General features: G+C 44.2%; 15 protein-coding genes. 7 read left to right on the forward strand and 8 right to left on the reverse strand.

Annotation, left to right across the window (positions count from 1 at the left end; genetic code table 11):
- Nucleotides 1–9: 9 nt before the first annotated feature.
- Entirely contained in the window at nt 10–468 is a 459-nt protein-coding gene (locus tag X939_RS0118070; RefSeq protein ID WP_025764689.1) for a regulatory protein RecX, read from the reverse strand.
- 142 nt (nt 469–610) lie between these two features.
- On the opposite strand from X939_RS0118070, the gene X939_RS0118075 reads away from it, so the two are divergent.
- Entirely contained in the window at nt 611–1,405 is a 795-nt protein-coding gene (locus tag X939_RS0118075) for a metallophosphoesterase family protein (RefSeq protein WP_229236097.1), read from the forward strand.
- An 87-nt stretch (nt 1,406–1,492) separates the two neighbouring features.
- On the opposite strand, the gene tyrS is transcribed toward X939_RS0118075, so the two are convergent.
- The 3 genes from tyrS to X939_RS0118090 all read right to left on the reverse strand — a co-directional run bounded on the left by tyrS (nt 1,493) and on the right by X939_RS0118090 (nt 4,701).
- Nucleotides 1,493–2,794 (reverse strand): tyrosine--tRNA ligase, encoded by a 1,302-nt coding sequence (gene tyrS / locus X939_RS0118080; protein WP_025764691.1) that lies wholly within the window; start codon nt 2,792–2,794, stop codon nt 1,493–1,495.
- Between the two features lie 153 nt (nt 2,795–2,947).
- Nucleotides 2,948–4,183, reverse strand: coding sequence for an S-adenosylmethionine:tRNA ribosyltransferase-isomerase (locus X939_RS0118085; protein WP_025764692.1), 1,236 nt, complete (start codon nt 4,181–4,183; stop codon nt 2,948–2,950).
- A 5-nt stretch (nt 4,184–4,188) separates the two neighbouring features.
- Nucleotides 4,189–4,701 (reverse strand): hypothetical protein, encoded by a 513-nt coding sequence (locus X939_RS0118090; RefSeq protein WP_044199986.1) that lies wholly within the window; start codon nt 4,699–4,701, stop codon nt 4,189–4,191.
- A gap of 332 nt (nt 4,702–5,033) precedes the next feature.
- Between X939_RS0118090 and X939_RS0118095 the strand changes: the two genes are divergently transcribed.
- From X939_RS0118095 to X939_RS0118110, 4 genes are all read left to right on the forward strand, one after another.
- Nucleotides 5,034–5,594: a cob(I)yrinic acid a,c-diamide adenosyltransferase gene (locus X939_RS0118095; RefSeq protein WP_025764694.1), complete on the forward strand. Its 561-nt coding sequence runs from the start codon at nt 5,034–5,036 to the stop codon at nt 5,592–5,594.
- 147 nt (nt 5,595–5,741) lie between these two features.
- Complete coding sequence (locus X939_RS0118100) at nt 5,742–6,809, forward strand: branched-chain amino acid aminotransferase (RefSeq protein WP_025764695.1); 1,068 nt, start codon at nt 5,742–5,744, stop codon at nt 6,807–6,809.
- Between the two features lie 274 nt (nt 6,810–7,083).
- Entirely contained in the window at nt 7,084–7,599 is a 516-nt protein-coding gene (locus tag X939_RS0118105; protein ID WP_044199988.1) for a cupin domain-containing protein, read from the forward strand.
- A gap of 117 nt (nt 7,600–7,716) precedes the next feature.
- The gene (locus tag X939_RS0118110) at nt 7,717–8,175 is read left to right on the forward strand and encodes a GNAT family N-acetyltransferase (protein WP_025764697.1); all 459 of its coding nucleotides are present in this window, start codon (nt 7,717–7,719) and stop codon (nt 8,173–8,175) included.
- A gap of 5 nt (nt 8,176–8,180) precedes the next feature.
- Here X939_RS0118110 and X939_RS0118115 read toward each other — a convergent pair whose 3' ends face one another.
- The gene (locus X939_RS0118115; protein ID WP_025764698.1) at nt 8,181–8,879 is read right to left on the reverse strand and encodes an SDR family NAD(P)-dependent oxidoreductase; all 699 of its coding nucleotides are present in this window, start codon (nt 8,877–8,879) and stop codon (nt 8,181–8,183) included.
- A 145-nt stretch (nt 8,880–9,024) separates the two neighbouring features.
- Here X939_RS0118115 and X939_RS0118120 point away from each other — a divergent pair, with 145 nt between their 5' ends.
- Nucleotides 9,025–10,167, forward strand: coding sequence for an AI-2E family transporter (locus X939_RS0118120; protein WP_025764699.1), 1,143 nt, complete (start codon nt 9,025–9,027; stop codon nt 10,165–10,167).
- A gap of 59 nt (nt 10,168–10,226) precedes the next feature.
- Here X939_RS0118120 and X939_RS0118125 read toward each other — a convergent pair whose 3' ends face one another.
- From X939_RS0118125 to pdxR, 3 genes are all read right to left on the reverse strand, one after another.
- A complete protein-coding gene (locus tag X939_RS0118125; RefSeq protein WP_025764700.1) occupies nt 10,227–11,540 on the reverse strand; it encodes an ABC1 kinase family protein in 1,314 nt (437 codons plus the stop codon).
- Nucleotides 11,541–11,542: 2 nt separating this feature from the next.
- The gene (locus X939_RS0118130; RefSeq protein ID WP_025764701.1) at nt 11,543–12,214 is read right to left on the reverse strand and encodes a TetR family transcriptional regulator C-terminal domain-containing protein; all 672 of its coding nucleotides are present in this window, start codon (nt 12,212–12,214) and stop codon (nt 11,543–11,545) included.
- A 176-nt stretch (nt 12,215–12,390) separates the two neighbouring features.
- A complete protein-coding gene (pdxR, locus tag X939_RS0118135) occupies nt 12,391–13,875 on the reverse strand; it encodes a MocR-like pyridoxine biosynthesis transcription factor PdxR (RefSeq protein WP_025764702.1) in 1,485 nt (494 codons plus the stop codon).
- A gap of 121 nt (nt 13,876–13,996) precedes the next feature.
- On the opposite strand from pdxR, the gene X939_RS0118140 reads away from it, so the two are divergent.
- On the forward strand, nt 13,997–15,940 hold the full coding sequence (locus X939_RS0118140) for a TonB-dependent receptor plug domain-containing protein (RefSeq protein ID WP_025764703.1): 1,944 nt from the start codon (nt 13,997–13,999) through the stop codon (nt 15,938–15,940).
- Nucleotides 15,941–16,317: the final 377 nt, after the last annotated feature.

A 16,317-nucleotide genomic window follows, 5' to 3' on the forward strand; every position in this document is an offset into this window, starting at 1 on the left:
TCAGAGCCTCTATTCAATAACCCTGTCGAGAACTTTCCACACCATTTCCGACTCATAACCCTTTCCAAGAGCAAATCGGAGTAGTTTTTGTTTCAGTTTAAACCGATCACGCTCCCTTGAAGCCAGCGTATGTTTCTTTTTCAGCAACATTTCCTCTAATTCTTGTTGATAGGATTCTTCTTCTATCTCAGCCATTCCCTGCCCGATATTATAGTCACTTAACCCACGACGCTGGAGCTCCTGCCGGATTTTTCGTCGCCCCCAGCCTTTTATTCTAAACTTACCTCCGGCATAACTTTTGGCAAAGCGTTCCTCATTAAGGTAGTTTTGCGAGATAAGCTCGGCAATAAGTTCCTCAGCCTCGTCTCCCCACACATTCCATTTCTTGAGCCTCTGGCGCACCTCTTCCTGAGTACGTTCCTGATAGGCACAATAAAGGGCTGCTTTCTGCAAAATAAGCCGATCCATACTTTTTAATTAATGGTTAAATATTACTAATTTAAACACAAGAATAAATATTTTTCTCTCAGAATGACCTATTTTTGACAGGAAAACCTTGCACCCTAACCCATCATTTTGCACGATCATGACTGTTAAAAGAAGATCTTTTTTGAAAACCATACCCGCTATCACAGGCCTCGGGCTGGTATCAGACCTTTATAGCGAAAATATCACTAACGCCCGAACTAAGCTCCGGGTCATCATTGCTTCAGATGGTCATTACGGCCAACCCAGTACCGATTTCGAACAGTTTCATACCGATCTTATTGGCTGGATAAACCGGGAAAAGTTACAAAAAGGCGTTGATTTCACCATATTCAATGGAGATTTGGTACACGATGACCCCACACTTTTCTACGATTTAAAAACTACCTTAAACAAGCTTCAGGTCCCATATTATGTAACCCGGGGAAATCATGACAGGGTTGCACGGGATGTATGGAAAAGCACCTGGGGCTACGACACCAACCATAGCTTTGTAAAAGGGCAATATGCCTTTATTCTGGGAGATACCTCCAATGAAAAAGGGGAATACCTCTGCGTAGACCCGGAATGGCTCAAAAGTGAAATTGCTAAGCACTCCGACAAAAAAGGAATATTTATCTTCCTGCATATTACCCCAATAAAATGGACTAATCATGGAATTGTCTGTCAGGAAATTACCGAATTATTTGAGAAAACCCCTAATGTTATGGCCATATTCCATGGACATGACCACGACCAGGATGGCACGAAGATGATGGGCAAAAAGCCCTACTTTTTCGATGGTCACTTTGGCGGCAGTTGGGGGACTTCCTATAAAGGCTATCGGGTATTGGAGATATTCGAAGATGACACCTGGACATCCTATCAATACAATCCTACTGCGGCTCCTATTCTAAACAGCTTTAGTGGTAAAAGCTGATTTTTTAAATCTTAACAGAAAAACGCCATGGCCTCTGGGGTTAAGCTTCTGCCAGAGCATGGCGTTTTTCTATTGCTGACGAATTGTTTAGTCGATGCGAATCAAGTGGTTTTTCTTTCCTTTAGAGACGAGTACAAACCGGCCCTGCAACAAGGATTCGTCCGTTACCGGCTGGTCGGCAGCCCCTACCTTTTCTTTATTGATACTTACTGCATTCTGTTGAATGGCCCGGCGGGCCTCTCCTTTCGAAGCGTAAATCTCATTATTAGTAGTTACCGATACCAAATCTAACACATTGCCACATGACTCCCAGTCGGCACGGCTAATGGCAGACTGGGGTACACCAGCGAAAATCGTTTCGAATTCGTCAAGGGCAATGCTCTGTAAGGTCTCTAGAGTAGCCTTACCAAATAGTACTTCAGAAGCTTTCAAAACGAGTTGATACGCTTTTGGGGAATGAATGCGTATGGTTAATTCTTCGGCCAGAGCTTTTTGCATGGCACGAAGGTGTGGAGCCTCAGCATGCTCTGCCTCTAAGGATTCTATGGTTTCCCGGTTTTTTAGGGAGAACACCCGTAAAAGGCGCGGACAGTCGGTATCGCTTTGTCCCAACCAAAACTGGTAGAATTCATACGGCGTTGTTTTAGAGGGGTCCAACCAGATATTCCCCCCTTCACTCTTCCCAAACTTGGTTCCATCGGCCTTGGTAATCAAAGGGGTGGTTAAGGCATAAGCCTTAAAATACCCCTCTTCGTCCCCTTCTTTGCGGCGAATTATTTCGGTTCCGGTGGTAATATTACCCCACTGATCCGATCCACCCATCTGAAGGCGCACGTTATGATGCTTATAAAGATGATAAAAATCATAGCCTTGAAGCAACTGGTAAGAAAATTCGGTGAAAGAAATCCCAGTTTCCAGTCTTTTTTTAACGGAATCCTTGGACATCATATAATTGACGCTTAGGTATTTACCGGCTTCACGCAAAAATTGCAAAAAACCCATTTCCTTAAACCAGTCATAATTATTGACCATCTGAGCCGCATTTTCACCGCAGTCAAAATCAAGAAATTGTTCGAGTTGCTTCTTGATACCAGCCTGATTTTTGCGAAGGGTATCCTCATCAAGAAAGGACCTCTCGGAAGCTTTGAAGGAAGGATCCCCAATCATTCCTGTCGCTCCACCCACCAGGGCTACGGGTTTATGGCCGGCCCTTTGTAGATGCACCAGCAACATTACCGTTGCCAGGTTTCCTATATGCAACGAATCGGCCGTAGGATCGAAGCCGATATAGCCCGTCGTCATTTCTTTTTGAAGTTGTTCATCGGTGCCAGGCATCATGTCTTGCAACATGCCTCTCCAGCGTAGTTCTTCTATAAAATTCGGCTTCATGCGTAACGAATGGTTGTAATTTCAAAATCGAAACGCAAAGGTAAGCCTTATTTAGAAAGAAAGGGTAAACGAATGGGGAAGAAGAATAAAGCAAACTGAAATTTCATCCATACTCTTCCCCTACTTATTATAGCTGAGAATTAGAGGTCAGAATTATACTTCCTGAGCCCATAACAAGGAAGAGTCTCCGTAGCTAAGGAAACGATAGTTGCCCTCCATCGCTTGGTCATATATACTTCTCCACGAGTCGCCAATGAGAGCTGCAATAAGCAATAATAAAGTGGAACCTGGTTGGTGAAAATTGGTTACCAAGCCCTTACATATCTGAAACTTATAGCCAGGGAAAATAAATATTTCCGTTTCGCCCACTATTTCTTCCATATTCCTCTCCTCCATAAATGCCAGAATGGCTCCCAGCGAGTCGGATAATTGAGGCGAACCTTGTTCTATTAAAGGATATGGATATAGCTTTTCAATAAAGAACTCCGTTGTCTCCTTTCTTAATAATTTCACACCATACCAGTATAGGCTTTCCAAAGAGCGCATGGAGGTAGTTCCCACCGGAACGATTTGACCGGCGTGAGCCTGAAGATCTTCAATCGTTTTCCTGGTAAAAACAATCTGCTCTGAGTGCATATGATGCTCGGTAACCGTGTCCACCTTAATAGGCTGAAAAGTTCCTGCTCCAACGTGAAGGGTAAGGTAGGTCCGGTCAATGGCTTTGTGCGCCAGCGCATCGAATACCCGATCGGTAAAGTGAAGACCTGCAGTAGGCGCTGCTACGGCTCCATCTTGCCTCGCATAAACGGTCTGGTAGGTCAGGGTATCTTCGGCCTGGGCATCCCGGTGTAGGTATGGAGGCAGCGGAATTTCCCCCAGGGCCTTCACAACCTCCAGAAAGTCATGGCCCGACTCCCAATCGAACCGAACCAAATTTTTTTCTACATCCTCATACCTGGCTGTAAGCGCGACCGATTGCCCATTCAAAACCAATTCTGTATGCAGGGTATCCTTAGCTTTCCAGCGTTTTTTATTCCCAATCATACACGCCCATACAGAGGATTTCTGAACTAACATGGCCTCATTAATGATCCGGGTCGGCCATTCGGGGTGAAGTAAGAGTAGCTCTATACTCGCACCGGTATCTTTGGTAAAATGTGCTCTAGCAGGGATCACCCGGGTGTCGTTAAATACCAGTAAAGTATGCTTGGGCAAGAATACGGGCAACTCATCGAATTGGTGGTGACTTATCTTCCCCTGCCGATAAACTAATAATTTAGACTGATCCCTGTGGGCAAGGGGATATTTTGCGACACGTTCGTCGGGCAAGTTATAAGTGTAATCCGACAACCGGATTCCTTCAGCTTTTTCGAGCCAGTTTTGCTTCATTACCTTCAAATCTTTTCTTCGGGTACAGGAGTTCCTATCAAACGAATGGGCAGTAAAAAGAGCACGGTGAAAAATCCTAAACCAAGATATAAAACCCAACTAAAATCGAATACACTTAAATTGTATTGTTCAGAATTAATGGTGGCCAGTGAAAGAAGGGATAAGCCAAGAATGGTATTGATACTTCCTACAAGCGCATTGAGCCAGTTGCTCACCAACTCATTGAGCAAAGGCCTATTTTGAGCCCATGCTAACCGATTCGGAATAGGCATATGTTTGGTTTCCATGCTCGGAACCAGTTTAATTAAACGGGCCATCAATACATTATTGATTAGAAACAAGCCCATGATCAAATAGAAAATATGCTCTTTACTTACATATAGCTCAGCAGCCCCTGTATTAGAGAAATCTACAGCCACCATTTCAGGAAAGACGGAATAGGTCCATAACAGGGATCCTACCAAGAAAAACATTGACATCCAACGCCAAACCCTAAAACCAAATGTTGATATTTTCATAATGACTTGCCTGCTCCGGCATTGATAATTCTCCTATCTAAATTTTGCGCAAAATTAGTCCTCAACGAGTCGAAAACCTAATGCTTTAGGTTTGTATTGTGAAATCAGTACTTTTCGTACCGCCTAACCTATTCGACTAAGCCTAAAAGCCTCCCAGGCCTACAAAGGGCCAGTAAACCTTCGTTGCAGGGGGATAATCCACAGCTTACCAGCCCTGCTTAACATCAAATTAGGTATATTTACTCAATATTGAATGGCCCTTTCACTCCTGGCTTAACAATTCTTAACATTTAAATTTTAGATCAAATATTAATTTTCTAATCCGGCGAAACATGAAAATATATACCAAAACAGGGGACAAAGGTACCACCTCCCTGATCGGGGGCACCCGACTTAGTAAAGCACATATCCGCATTGAATCATATGGCACGGTAGACGAACTTAATGCATATATTGGCCTTCTTCGTGACCAGCCTGTCAATGAAGGGCGGAAGGATCTGCTGAAAGAAATTCAGGATCGGCTATTCACCATTGGTTCACACCTTGCCTCCGAACCAGAACAGAATAAGCGAATATTACCCGATCTAACGGAAAGTGATATAGAACTACTGGAGTCTGAAATGGATGCTATCGATGCAGTGGTCCCCACATTACGAGCTTTTATACTTCCGGGAGGACATACGGCCGTATCATATGGTCATCTCGCACGCACGGTATGCCGACGTGCTGAGCGAGCGGTTATACACCTTAAGCAGCAGGAGGAAGTTGAAGACATCGTAATCCGCTATCTCAACCGGCTTTCGGACTTCCTCTTTATGCTTTGCCGGAGCATGTCCCAGGAGTTGGGCGTTCCAGAAGTAGAATGGAAGCCGCGGATTAATTCAAAAAAATAATTGTTATACTAAACATCTGCATTTTATCATTTTAATTTTTAACTTGCCAAACCATTCTTTTAGTTAGATTAAGGGCAAAAAACGGGCGACCAAGCCTGTTTAATGAGCGAAGATCTGATCAACCTATACCATTAAATTTCAGGCATTATGACAGCCGACACATTGCAAATCGAAATTCAGCAGACGACGACATCCCGTTTGCAACAGGTAGATTTTTCGAACCTGGTTTTTGGACGCGACATTTCCGACCATATGTACATTGCCGAATATCGGGATGGCCAGTGGCAAAACATGCGAATCGTCCCTTATGGAGATCTTTCGCTTAGCCCTGCAACGGCTGCCTTGCACTATGGCCAGGCAATTTTTGAGGGCATGAAAGCTTATAAAAATGAATCAGGAGAAGTACTTCTCTTCCGGGCTATAGACAACTGGAAACGGCTAAATAAATCGGCGGAAAGAATGTGCATGCCCACCATACCCGAAGACGTATTTATGACCGGTCTTACCGAGCTGATAAAGCTCGATTCGGGTTGGGTACCTAATACACCAGGTTGCTCGCTTTATATCCGTCCCTACATGTTTGCTACGGATCCTTATATTGGCGTTCGACCTTCCGAAAGTTATTATTTCATCATCTTTACAAGTCCGGTGGGCACCTATTATGCCAAGCCTCCTCGGGTAAAAATAGAAACCCGCTACATCCGGGCGGCCGAAGGTGGAGTAGGTGGTACCAAATGTGCCGGAAATTACGGAGGCTCCCTGTACCCCGCCAAGTTAGCTCAACAGGAAGGCTACGACCAGTTGATCTGGACCGACGCGCGGGAGCATGCATACATCGAAGAATCGGGTACAATGAATATAATGTTTGTTGTTAACGGCAAATTGGTTACTCCTGCCGTATCCGAAACCACACTCGATGGCATTACTCGCCGGAGCATCATTGCCATCGCCAAGCATATGGGCATGGAGGTTGAGGAGCGCCGGGTAACGGTAAAAGAAGTGGTTGAAGCCTTGCAAGATGGTAGTATGGAAGCGGCCTTTGGCGCTGGAACAGCCGTAGTGATTTCCCCCTTTGCCAGCATTGCCTACGAAGGCGTGGACTACTCCCTTCCAGAAATAACGGAAGAATCCTTTGTTTCAAAGGTTAAAAATGTGATTACAGATATCCGCGTCGGAAAATCTGAAGATATTTTTGGCTGGACCCTGAAAGTATAGTTTATCTCGAAAGAACAAAGCCCTTCCCAGTTGAAGGGCTTTGCGCTTTAATATCCCCGAAACTTAAAATAGGCAAAAGCTCCACCTATTATTCTCATCCTAAACGGAACCCAAAGCACAACTTTTCCGGAACGGAGTATTGACAGGCCTTTAAATGGATAGGAAATCAAGGACAACTTTTATTTCTAATGGCTGTTTAGCAGATTTTAGTTTGGGTCAATTTTTGCTTTTATCTTATTTTTGAGCATTCAAGTATATCAACTTAAACACATTCATGTCTATTACTTTTTCAAAAGATACCGCTAAAGAAACCGTTTTCGACGGGGTACAACAGTATATCGACCAACTGGGCTTTCAGGTAGTAGCCAAAGATCACTCCCGCCCTTGGGGTGGCTTTTTTGTTTTAGATGAATCACAGGCTCCCGAATTTATCAAAACGTTCTTCCCTCATCTATCGCTTGCCGATTTTGCCGGATATGAAAAACTGAGTCCTAAAATATTGGTGGTAGCTCCTAACAAACGTCTTTCATGGCAGTATCATCACCGTCGTGCTGAGATATGGAAAGTCATCGGCGGTAATGCCGGAATCGTCATCAGTGATACAGATGAGGAAACGCCTATGCGTCAACTTCCAATTGGTACTGTCATAGATCTTAAAAAAGGAGAAAGACACCGTCTGGTAGGTGTCGACGAATGGGGAATTGTAGCCGAAATCTGGCAACACACCGATCCAAATCAGCCTTCTGACGAGGATGATATCGTTCGTGTTCAAGACGATTTTGGAAGATAAATTTTTGAGCATTCTTTAAAAGGTCACCTACTCTTTATTGATCATTTCGGTGACCTTTTTCCTTTGTCTCAACCATTAAGCCACTTAGTTCCTGCATTTCATTTAGCCACTCCTCACGTGATCAGCCTACTTCGTACCGATAGCGAGAACCCTGCGTTTGCCTACCTCACAAACCTGCTTGACGAGGTCCTTTGTGACTTGTACAACACTCGCAAGGAGGATTACGAAGACTACAACCGCATTACCAATTTACAGACAGTACTCCTTGCCTATGCTGATGGAATACCAATTGGCTGTGGATGCTTTAAATTAGTTGATGACCAAACCGTGGAAATAAAGCGCATGTTTGTTCTGCCAACTTATCGAGGGCAGGGCCTGGCCAAACGTATGCTTTCTGAGTTGGAAAGCTGGGCCATTAGCCTGGGCTATTCCCGGTCTATTCTGGAAACGGGCAAGAGACAGAGTGAAGCTATCGCATTGTATCGCAAGATGAACTATGAACCCATAGAACGCTACACGGCGCCCGATAGCATTGGAATAAGTGTCTGCTTCGCCAAGACCCTTGGTAAGAATTAGGCATTTCACCGCAGTGAACCCATCCCTCCATCTACTGGTATGATCTGCCCTGTAATCCATCCTGATTCATCTCCGAGGAGAAACTGTGCCAGATGGGCAATATCCGAGGTAGTACCTATCCTTTTAAGAGGATGCCGCGCTGCATTAGCATTTCTCTTCTCCTCAGTGCTGAGTAATTGGCTCGCCAATGGGGTATCTGTGACAGACGGGGCGATACAGTTGACCCTGATTTGAGGCGCCAATTCCGCAGCCAAGGCCCGGGCAAGACCCTCAATGGCTCCTTTGGATGCCGAAACAATGCTATGATAGCCGAAACCCGTTTGTACTGCTACGGTAGAAAATAATATAATAGCGCCACTTTCCGCTTTTTTTAGCTTAGGTAATACTGCCTGAATACACTTAACCGCACCTGATACTTGTAAGGAATAATCGTTCAAAAACTCCTGGGGTTTAACCCTAGAAAAGGGCTTCAGGACTATTTTGCCCGGACAATATGCGACCCCATCCAATACGTCAGGCAAAAAACCAAAGTCCATTTCCTCTGATAAAACGTCTAAATAATGATATTGAATAGCAGTTTCATCTTTTGACAAGGGTTCGTTACTGAAATAGGTACCCCATACAGAATGTCCGGTCTCCGTGAGTTGGGTGGCAAGCTTTTTGCCTATTCCGGAGGAAGCTCCAATTATAAGATAGTTTTTCACGATATTGTTCTTTAAGAATTTCTCTTAGCCTCTATTATGTCATACTATAGAAGTACAGTATGATACGTAAAACAATTATACCTTGGGTTTTCACTTTTTGATTCACATTAGTATTTTACTTTAGTTACGCCCCCCTCCACAACCTATGAGCGAACATTACGCTAACGAACCTGAACGAAACACCCTAGGCGACAACCCCGTGGTGAGCATCTACCGCTCTTTGGTGATCCTAACAATAGTGGTGGCTGCCATTTCTTTTGGCCAAGATATTATTGTCCCCTTGGCCCTAGCCTTTTTATTAGCAGTTTTACTCAGACCAATAGAGGCATTTTTTATCCGTCTAGGTCTACCCAAAGCACTGGCGATAAGCCTAACGGTGCTATTGGCTGTACTACTATTGGCTGGCGTTATCTTACTTCTTTCGATACAGATTTCGGAATTCTCGGAGCAATGGCCCAAACTAAAGCGTAATATCAACGATGCATATCGTCAAGTTCGACGTTGGGTCAGAAGAGAATACAGTGTAAGTTTCTGGGAACAGGATCAATATATTAAAAAGGCTCAGACCAGAACGATAGAAAACCTCCAAAACTCGGAGGCAATCGGGAATATAACAGGTTCTCTTGGCACTTTGGTCCTCTTGCCGATCTATGTATTTCTGTTACTCTACTACCGTACCATGTTCATACATTTTTCAGTGGTTCTTTTTGCCGACAAGCACAAGGCCAAGGTTTTGGAGATTATGGGCCAAATCAAAACCATCATACAAAGTTATATGCTGGGGTTACTTTTAGAAACTGCCGCAGTTGCCACAATGAACGCCATAGGCCTCCTCATACTCAATGTTCAGTATGCGATATTACTGGCCGCTATGGCGGCTATCCTAAACCTTGTCCCCTATATAGGAGGCCTGGTAGCCACAGCCTTGGCCGTAGCCGTTACTTTTATGAATCACCCCGAAGGCTACACCGTGCTTGGGGTGGTATTGGTATTTATAGTAGTACAATTGATCGATAACAACCTGCTAGTCCCATTGATCGTAGGTTCTAAAGTACGCATTAATGCGCTGGTATCCATACTGGGTGTATTAGTCGGAGGAGCCATCGCCGGTTTATCAGGCATGTTTTTGTCTATACCGACCATAGCCATCATGAAAGCAATATTTGATCGGGTCGATCATCTTAAGGCATGGGGAATTCTACTGGGCGACGAAACGCCCGAGGAAGCCAGTACTCAATTCGAGAAAAGCATGAAAGAAAGTTCGGCCCCGCTTAAGAACAAAACCTAGAAGCACTCTACCGATGGGGAGCGATCCTGAGACCCTCCCCCATCGGCAATATAGCCCAATTAGGCCCCCTGTACCACTTCATTCTGGTTCGTGTAAACCTTGGCCTTCAGGTCGTGCAAAAGACTAAAGAGCCCAAAGAAGGTACGGTTGATATAGATAAAGTGCTTTGAACCCCGGTTCATATTCATTTTGCGCAGCTCACTATCGTGGGCATATTTCTCGCCAATTTCCGCAAGTTTAGCGAAAAATGCCTCGTCGGCGAAATCAAAAGAATCCTGTTGAAAAGGCTGGGTAAGCAAGGACAGAATCGTATGGAAAAGATTAGAAAAGTATGTCCTTTCTGCTGGGCTATCATTTTCCAAAAGAATCTCCAGATCTCTTAATTTTTCATGAAAGATAATAGGGTTATTGAGTTTCTGAGGATCGACCAATTCGAAGTATGGAAGATAAAAATCTTCGGGTATGCTCTTCATACAGCCAAAATCTATAGCGATTAAGTTGGCTTGCTGATCTACCAGAAAATTGCCTGGATGCGGGTCGGCATGTACTTTTCGGAGCACATGCACCTGGTGCATATAAAAATCCCATAGCGCCTGCCCAATCTTATTAGCGGTTTCCTGATCTGGTTTCAATTTACAGAATTCGGAGAGATGCTTGCCATTCATCCAATCCATGGTAATGACCCGCTCACAGGATAAATCGGGGTAGTACTGGGGAAAAACAAGATTTGGTATATGGGCACAGGCCTCGGCTACCTCGGCACTCTGCGCTATTTCCAGATAATAATCTGTTTCCTCTACTAGCTTGGATTCTACCTCAGAGAAATACTTTTCCGAATCCTTTGCCTGAATATTAAACATTTTCATGGCGATAGGCTTCACCAACGCTAGATCCGAACTAATGCTCTCTGCTACTCCCGGATACTGAATTTTAACTGCCAACTCTTTCCCATCTTTACGAGCTTTATGTACCTGACCAATGCTTGCAGCATTGACCGCATTAAAGTCAAAGTGGTCGAACAAATCCAGAGGAGATTTGCCAAAATACCTCCGAAAGGTTTTGGCAACCAGAGAAGCCGACAGAGGTGGAACCGAAAATTGGGATAATGAAAACTTTTCGACATAAGCCTGAGGCAAGAAATTCTTTTCCATGCTCAGCATCTGTGCCAATTTAAGGGCGCTCCCTTTCAGGTTTTTCAAACCATCATAAATATCATCTGCATTGGCATTATTCAAATTCTCCCGAGCTTCGAGCGGGTTGGTTAACTTTTCACCATAATATTTTAAGTAGTTCCCTCCAATTTTCATCCCCGTCGATAGGATTTTGCTCGCACGCTGGATTTTTGAAGTAGGAATTTTGTCTATGGTCTCCATGCTTAGCTTAATTTTTCTTTAAACAAAAATTTCCCAAAATCAATTACGCTTTCCAAAGGCGTTACATCGAACAGATCGAAAGTAGCCCGGATCGACTTCTCGATAAATAGATCGGTTTTTTCAAACCCAGCCGACTCGTCATCCATCCAGAATTTCAGAGTCACCATCAGTTGAACCCACGCCCCTTCATTCAATGCATCCTGCTGCACTTTCTTCACACGCTCACTCTTGGATTTTAAATATCCTTGGGAAATTCCTTCAATAAATTCCTTAAATTCCTTTCGAAAATCCCTCAATTTCATGAGGCCGTCTAGCCTATTCTGTTCGCCCTGGAGTGCATAAATCACATAACTGCGATTGGCCGTCAGTATTTCAAAAAGGGTGTAATAGTAAGTCAGAAGATTTTCGCGGAAACCAAGAGAATGCATATCCACACTCTGAGCCATTAGCCCCAGGGCCATCTGATGAAAACCTATAAAGACCTGCTTTTCGATTACCTCAAATGAGGCATAAAATTTATAAAACTCTTTTTCTGAGAACCCATTTTTTTTGCTAAAAATATAAACAGATTCGGGCTTCTTACCATTTTCCAGGCAATGAGCCATATACAAATTCATGATGTGCTCGGCGGTAAGTACGGGTGCCGTTTTCACTTCCTTAGTCCTTGTTGCCATGTTTTTTATTTGGTTAGTCCATAATGCCTGCCATGGATGTAGCAGGGCATAACTCTCTAACAACAATTACATCAAAATCATTGGCCTTGGCTCAAAAAATTCTGAGGGAAATAGGTATACTTTGAACTCCACGGCCGCCCCCTGCCTATACTTCCCGGGCCGATTTCTAAGGCATATTAATCCGAAGCTAAAGCCTCCAGCATAATATCCAAGGCCTGATTCATCTCGTTTTCGTTTAAATTTCCGAAACCTAGTCGTATGGCACTTAGATCTTCTGTTTGAAACAAGAGTGTTTGAGGAAGATGCAACCTTTTTTTCAGACAATTTCTACTGAGTTTCATCAGATTGATATCTTTGCGCCATTGCGTCCATACAGCCAGGCCTCCAGGGGGAATGTCAAAAGTCAAATAATTTGAAAAATCTTTTTCTAATCGATTACACAACACATCTCTGCGTTCCTGATATACTTTTTGTGCCTTTTTAAGATGACGTTGAAAGTCTCCTTCCTTAATCATTTCCGCTAAAGCCTGTTCCATGACCATATCACCCTGCCGATCTACAATACGCCTGAGTTTGGCAAGTTCGAGTATCAGATCGGCCGGGGCCACCACATATCCTGTTCGCAGGCCGGGAGCCAGGGCCTTACAAAATGATCCTATATAAACCACCATTCCAGAACGATCGGCACTTGCAAGCGGCAGAACCGGACTACTCTGGTAGTGATAATCATAGTCAAAATCATCTTCTAAAATAATGAAACCATATTCTCTGGATAGCTCCAGAAGCTGCATTCGGCGCTGAGCACTAAGCGTTACCGTAGTGGGATAATGGTGATGGGGCGTTATATATAGCATTCGGATACTCGTTTTTTTACAGAGATCCCGTACCGCCTCCAGTGATATCCCCTGTTCGTCCACCGGTACAGCGCTGATCTGAGCACCAGCCTGCTGGAATATCATATTAGCAACATAATAGCTCAGATGCCCTACGATCACCCGATCGCCCCGTTCCAGCAGTAACATGGAGGTAAGGTATAAACCCATTTGAATTCCTCTTGTAGTCAACACATTCTCGGTTGAAATATGGAGCCCACGAGTATCATTTAAATAGCCTGCCAGGTATTCGCGAAAGTAGGCATTACCTTCCACCTGGGCATAGCCCAGATGAACCCGGCTATTACCCCGGCGCATAATCCCTGCATAATTTTTGGATAGTCTTTCCATAGGCGCTAGCCGCACATCGGGAAGTCCATCGGTAAATTCAAGTTCAGTTTGGGTAAGGGCTACTGGTCTATCCAATAGCATACTTTTTTTGAAAAGAAACCCTGCTTGTACGGGGTAGACTGATAAATCGAAAGTATCAACCAGCTCTAAGGACTCTTGATGCAGCTTCTGCACGGAATGAACAAAGGTACCCCTATTGGGAAGGGTGGCCACCCACCCCTGCGCATCCAGCTCGGTAAGGGCCGCTAAGACCGTCTTACGATGCACCTTTAAGCCCTGTGCCAGCTGCCTGCTCCCTGGCAATCGTGCACCAGGACGGAGCACCCCCCTTTGGATCGCATTGATCATCTGCTTGGCGATTTGCAGGTACACGGGTATTGATAGGCCTCTATCAATATGAATCAATGTGCTGAGGGGAATTTCAACCGGACTACTCATAATATCAAAACTGGATCATTTACACGGACCGGCAAGATACTAATTTTGCCGTCAGGAAATAGAATTTAAGACCTGGCTAGCCGGTTATGTAGTCCTTTCCTTCCACCTTTTTAATAATAAAATGAAGACACAAATTCCTTACAAGATTTTACTTTTTTTTCTCTCCATTTCCTTCTGGTCTCAGGCTCAGGAAATATCCCTGGATCCTGTTACGATTACAGCAGGAATTGTCGAGCGCCGCGCCTCTGAGTCCGGACGAAATATCGCCGTGATTAAAGGTGAGTTTCTCAAGGATATGCCTGCCAATAGTATAGACGAACTATTGCGCTACATTCCTGCGGTAGAAATTCAGGCCAGGGGCCCCATGGGTTCACAAAGCGATATTGTGCTGCGTGGTGGTACTTTCCAGCAAGTTTTAGTCGTTCTGGATGGCATCAGGCTTAACGATCCGAATACGGGTCACTTTAACAGCTACATTCCCATAGCTTCTACGGAAATAGAGCGGATAGAAGTGCTGAAAGGGGCTGCTTCGGCATTATATGGCTCAGAGGCCGTTGGTGGCGTAATCCATATCATCACCAAGGCCTTTGCTGCCAAATTGGACCGGGATTCCGACCCAGAGCACCGCAACGATTATCAGGTACAAGGGCAGGTCGGCATAGGAGAGTACGGCCTGAAAAATGCACTTTTAGGCGGCTATCTCAATACCGGCCGATTGGCCTTGGCAGGGGGGCTTCAATCCAATAATGCCCGGGGAGTTCAACAGAGAGGGACCAGGGGCTTTTTTCATAATAATACCATCTCACTTTCGGCGCAGTATGCCCTGGCGCCCCACTGGAGTTTGTCGGTCCGTAGTTCCTATGATCATCGAGATTTCGGAGCCCAGAACTTTTATACCGTTTTCGCTTCAGACACGGCCAGCGAAAAGGTGCGTAGCAATTGGAATCATGCCAAACTGAAATACCAAAGTCATAAAAACACCATTACTCTGGACGGAGGCTATAAACGGGTCAAAGATCAGTATTTGTACAACCCCAGCTCCCTGGCCAACGAAAGTACTTCCGAATTATGGCAGGGCCTATTATTATGGCAGCACGATCTTAATGATAAAATTTCCATCGTTTCCGGGCTTAATTATCAAAATAAGCAAATTTCCTCCAATGACCGGGGAGAACATAGTTTGCACCAGCTCGCTCCCCTGTTTACCCTTACTGCCCGCATGGACGAATATTTAACCTTGAACCCTACCCTACGCCTGGATTGGCGGCAAAATCTGGGTACGGAACTCATCCCTCAGCTTAACGTATCTTATAAAAGAAATAACTGGCAATTTCGTGCGAGTGCCGGAAAGACCATCCGGGATGCCGATTTCACCGAGCGATATAATAATTACGGCAAAAAGCTGGTCACCGGTGGTAGTGTAGGCAATCCGGACCTGAAGGCAGAGCGATCCTTTAGTTATGAAGCGGGATTTGACTGGTTCGCTGGAATGCGGCTTAAATTATCGAGCACCTATTTCCAAAGAATTCAAACGGATCTGATCGATTACGTGACGACTCCCTACGCCAATATGCCCCGAAAAGACAACCTTTCTCCCTCTGGGATATTTGGCCTGACGACCAATATAGCTGAAGTAACGACCTCAGGTGTTGAAACTGATCTTCAATACAATCCTGATTTGGGAGAGAATCAACGCTTGTGGCTAACCTTAGGCCTTACCTGGCTCAATAGCAATAGCGATAGCCAGGAGCCCTCTTTTTACATCACTTCCCACGCTAAATTTCTAAGTAATTTTGCTGCCATTTACCAGATTGGTAACCTCTCCCTATCCATGACAGGTCTGTATAAAGTAAGAAATCCAAGACAGGCCAGCGCCATTGAGGCCAGTGTCTCCAGATCCTATTTTGTTCTTAATTCTAAAGCTGAATTTTCTTTTTTCGAGCAAAAGCTAAAAATCTTCGTACAAGCTGACAATATTTTGAATAAAAAATATAGCGATCTGTTGGGAGCTCAAATGCCCGGACTCTGGATGTCGACAGGAATTCGAGCCTACTTCAAACAGTAGTAATCTTTCTATAAAATATGTAGATAGCTCAACTTCACAAAATACAAATAACAACGTATATATATGTACGTTCATAACCTCCAAGACCACGTCTTGGAGGTTTTATTATATAGAAACTTCAAAAACCTTGTCTGGGATTAACTTGAACACTTTTCGAATTAATTCTTAATGCAAAACTTCCTTCCTCCTCAAACCTGCAACGCCCCAATTTGCTAAACAGACTTCGCATTTTGTAACCTTTTATTACATTTTAAGCATGATTCCTCTGAACAATTAGCTATCAATAGATTAATAGTACAATTTATATCCGGTCAACTCCAAAATGAACTCATAGTAAACCGTTAGGCTAAACAAAAGATTTTTGTAGTAGTTATTTC

Source organism: Dyadobacter tibetensis Y620-1 (assembly GCF_000566685.1).
GTDB lineage: Bacteria > Bacteroidota > Bacteroidia > Cytophagales > Spirosomataceae > Dyadobacter > Dyadobacter tibetensis.

What these genes read in the sequence shown, in the direction of transcription:
- X939_RS0118070 (WP_025764689.1), bottom strand. Translation starts at nt 468, where the DNA reads ATGGATCGGCTTATTTTGCAGAAAGCAGCCCTTTATTGTGCCTATCAG.
- tyrS (WP_025764691.1), bottom strand. Translation starts at nt 2,794, where the DNA reads ATGAAGCCGAATTTTATAGAAGAACTACGCTGGAGAGGCATGTTGCAA.
- X939_RS0118085 (WP_025764692.1), bottom strand. Translation starts at nt 4,183, where the DNA reads ATGAAGCAAAACTGGCTCGAAAAAGCTGAAGGAATCCGGTTGTCGGAT.
- X939_RS0118090 (WP_044199986.1), bottom strand. Translation starts at nt 4,701, where the DNA reads ATGAAAATATCAACATTTGGTTTTAGGGTTTGGCGTTGGATGTCAATG.
- X939_RS0118095 (WP_025764694.1), top strand. Translation starts at nt 5,034, where the DNA reads ATGAAAATATATACCAAAACAGGGGACAAAGGTACCACCTCCCTGATC.
- X939_RS0118100 (WP_025764695.1), top strand. Translation starts at nt 5,742, where the DNA reads ATGACAGCCGACACATTGCAAATCGAAATTCAGCAGACGACGACATCC.
- X939_RS0118105 (WP_044199988.1), top strand. Translation starts at nt 7,084, where the DNA reads ATGTCTATTACTTTTTCAAAAGATACCGCTAAAGAAACCGTTTTCGAC.
- X939_RS0118120 (WP_025764699.1), top strand. Translation starts at nt 9,025, where the DNA reads ATGAGCGAACATTACGCTAACGAACCTGAACGAAACACCCTAGGCGAC.
- X939_RS0118125 (WP_025764700.1), bottom strand. Translation starts at nt 11,540, where the DNA reads ATGGAGACCATAGACAAAATTCCTACTTCAAAAATCCAGCGTGCGAGC.
- X939_RS0118130 (WP_025764701.1), bottom strand. Translation starts at nt 12,214, where the DNA reads ATGGCAACAAGGACTAAGGAAGTGAAAACGGCACCCGTACTTACCGCC.
- pdxR (WP_025764702.1), bottom strand. Translation starts at nt 13,875, where the DNA reads ATGAGTAGTCCGGTTGAAATTCCCCTCAGCACATTGATTCATATTGAT.
- X939_RS0118140 (WP_025764703.1), top strand. Translation starts at nt 13,997, where the DNA reads ATGAAGACACAAATTCCTTACAAGATTTTACTTTTTTTTCTCTCCATT.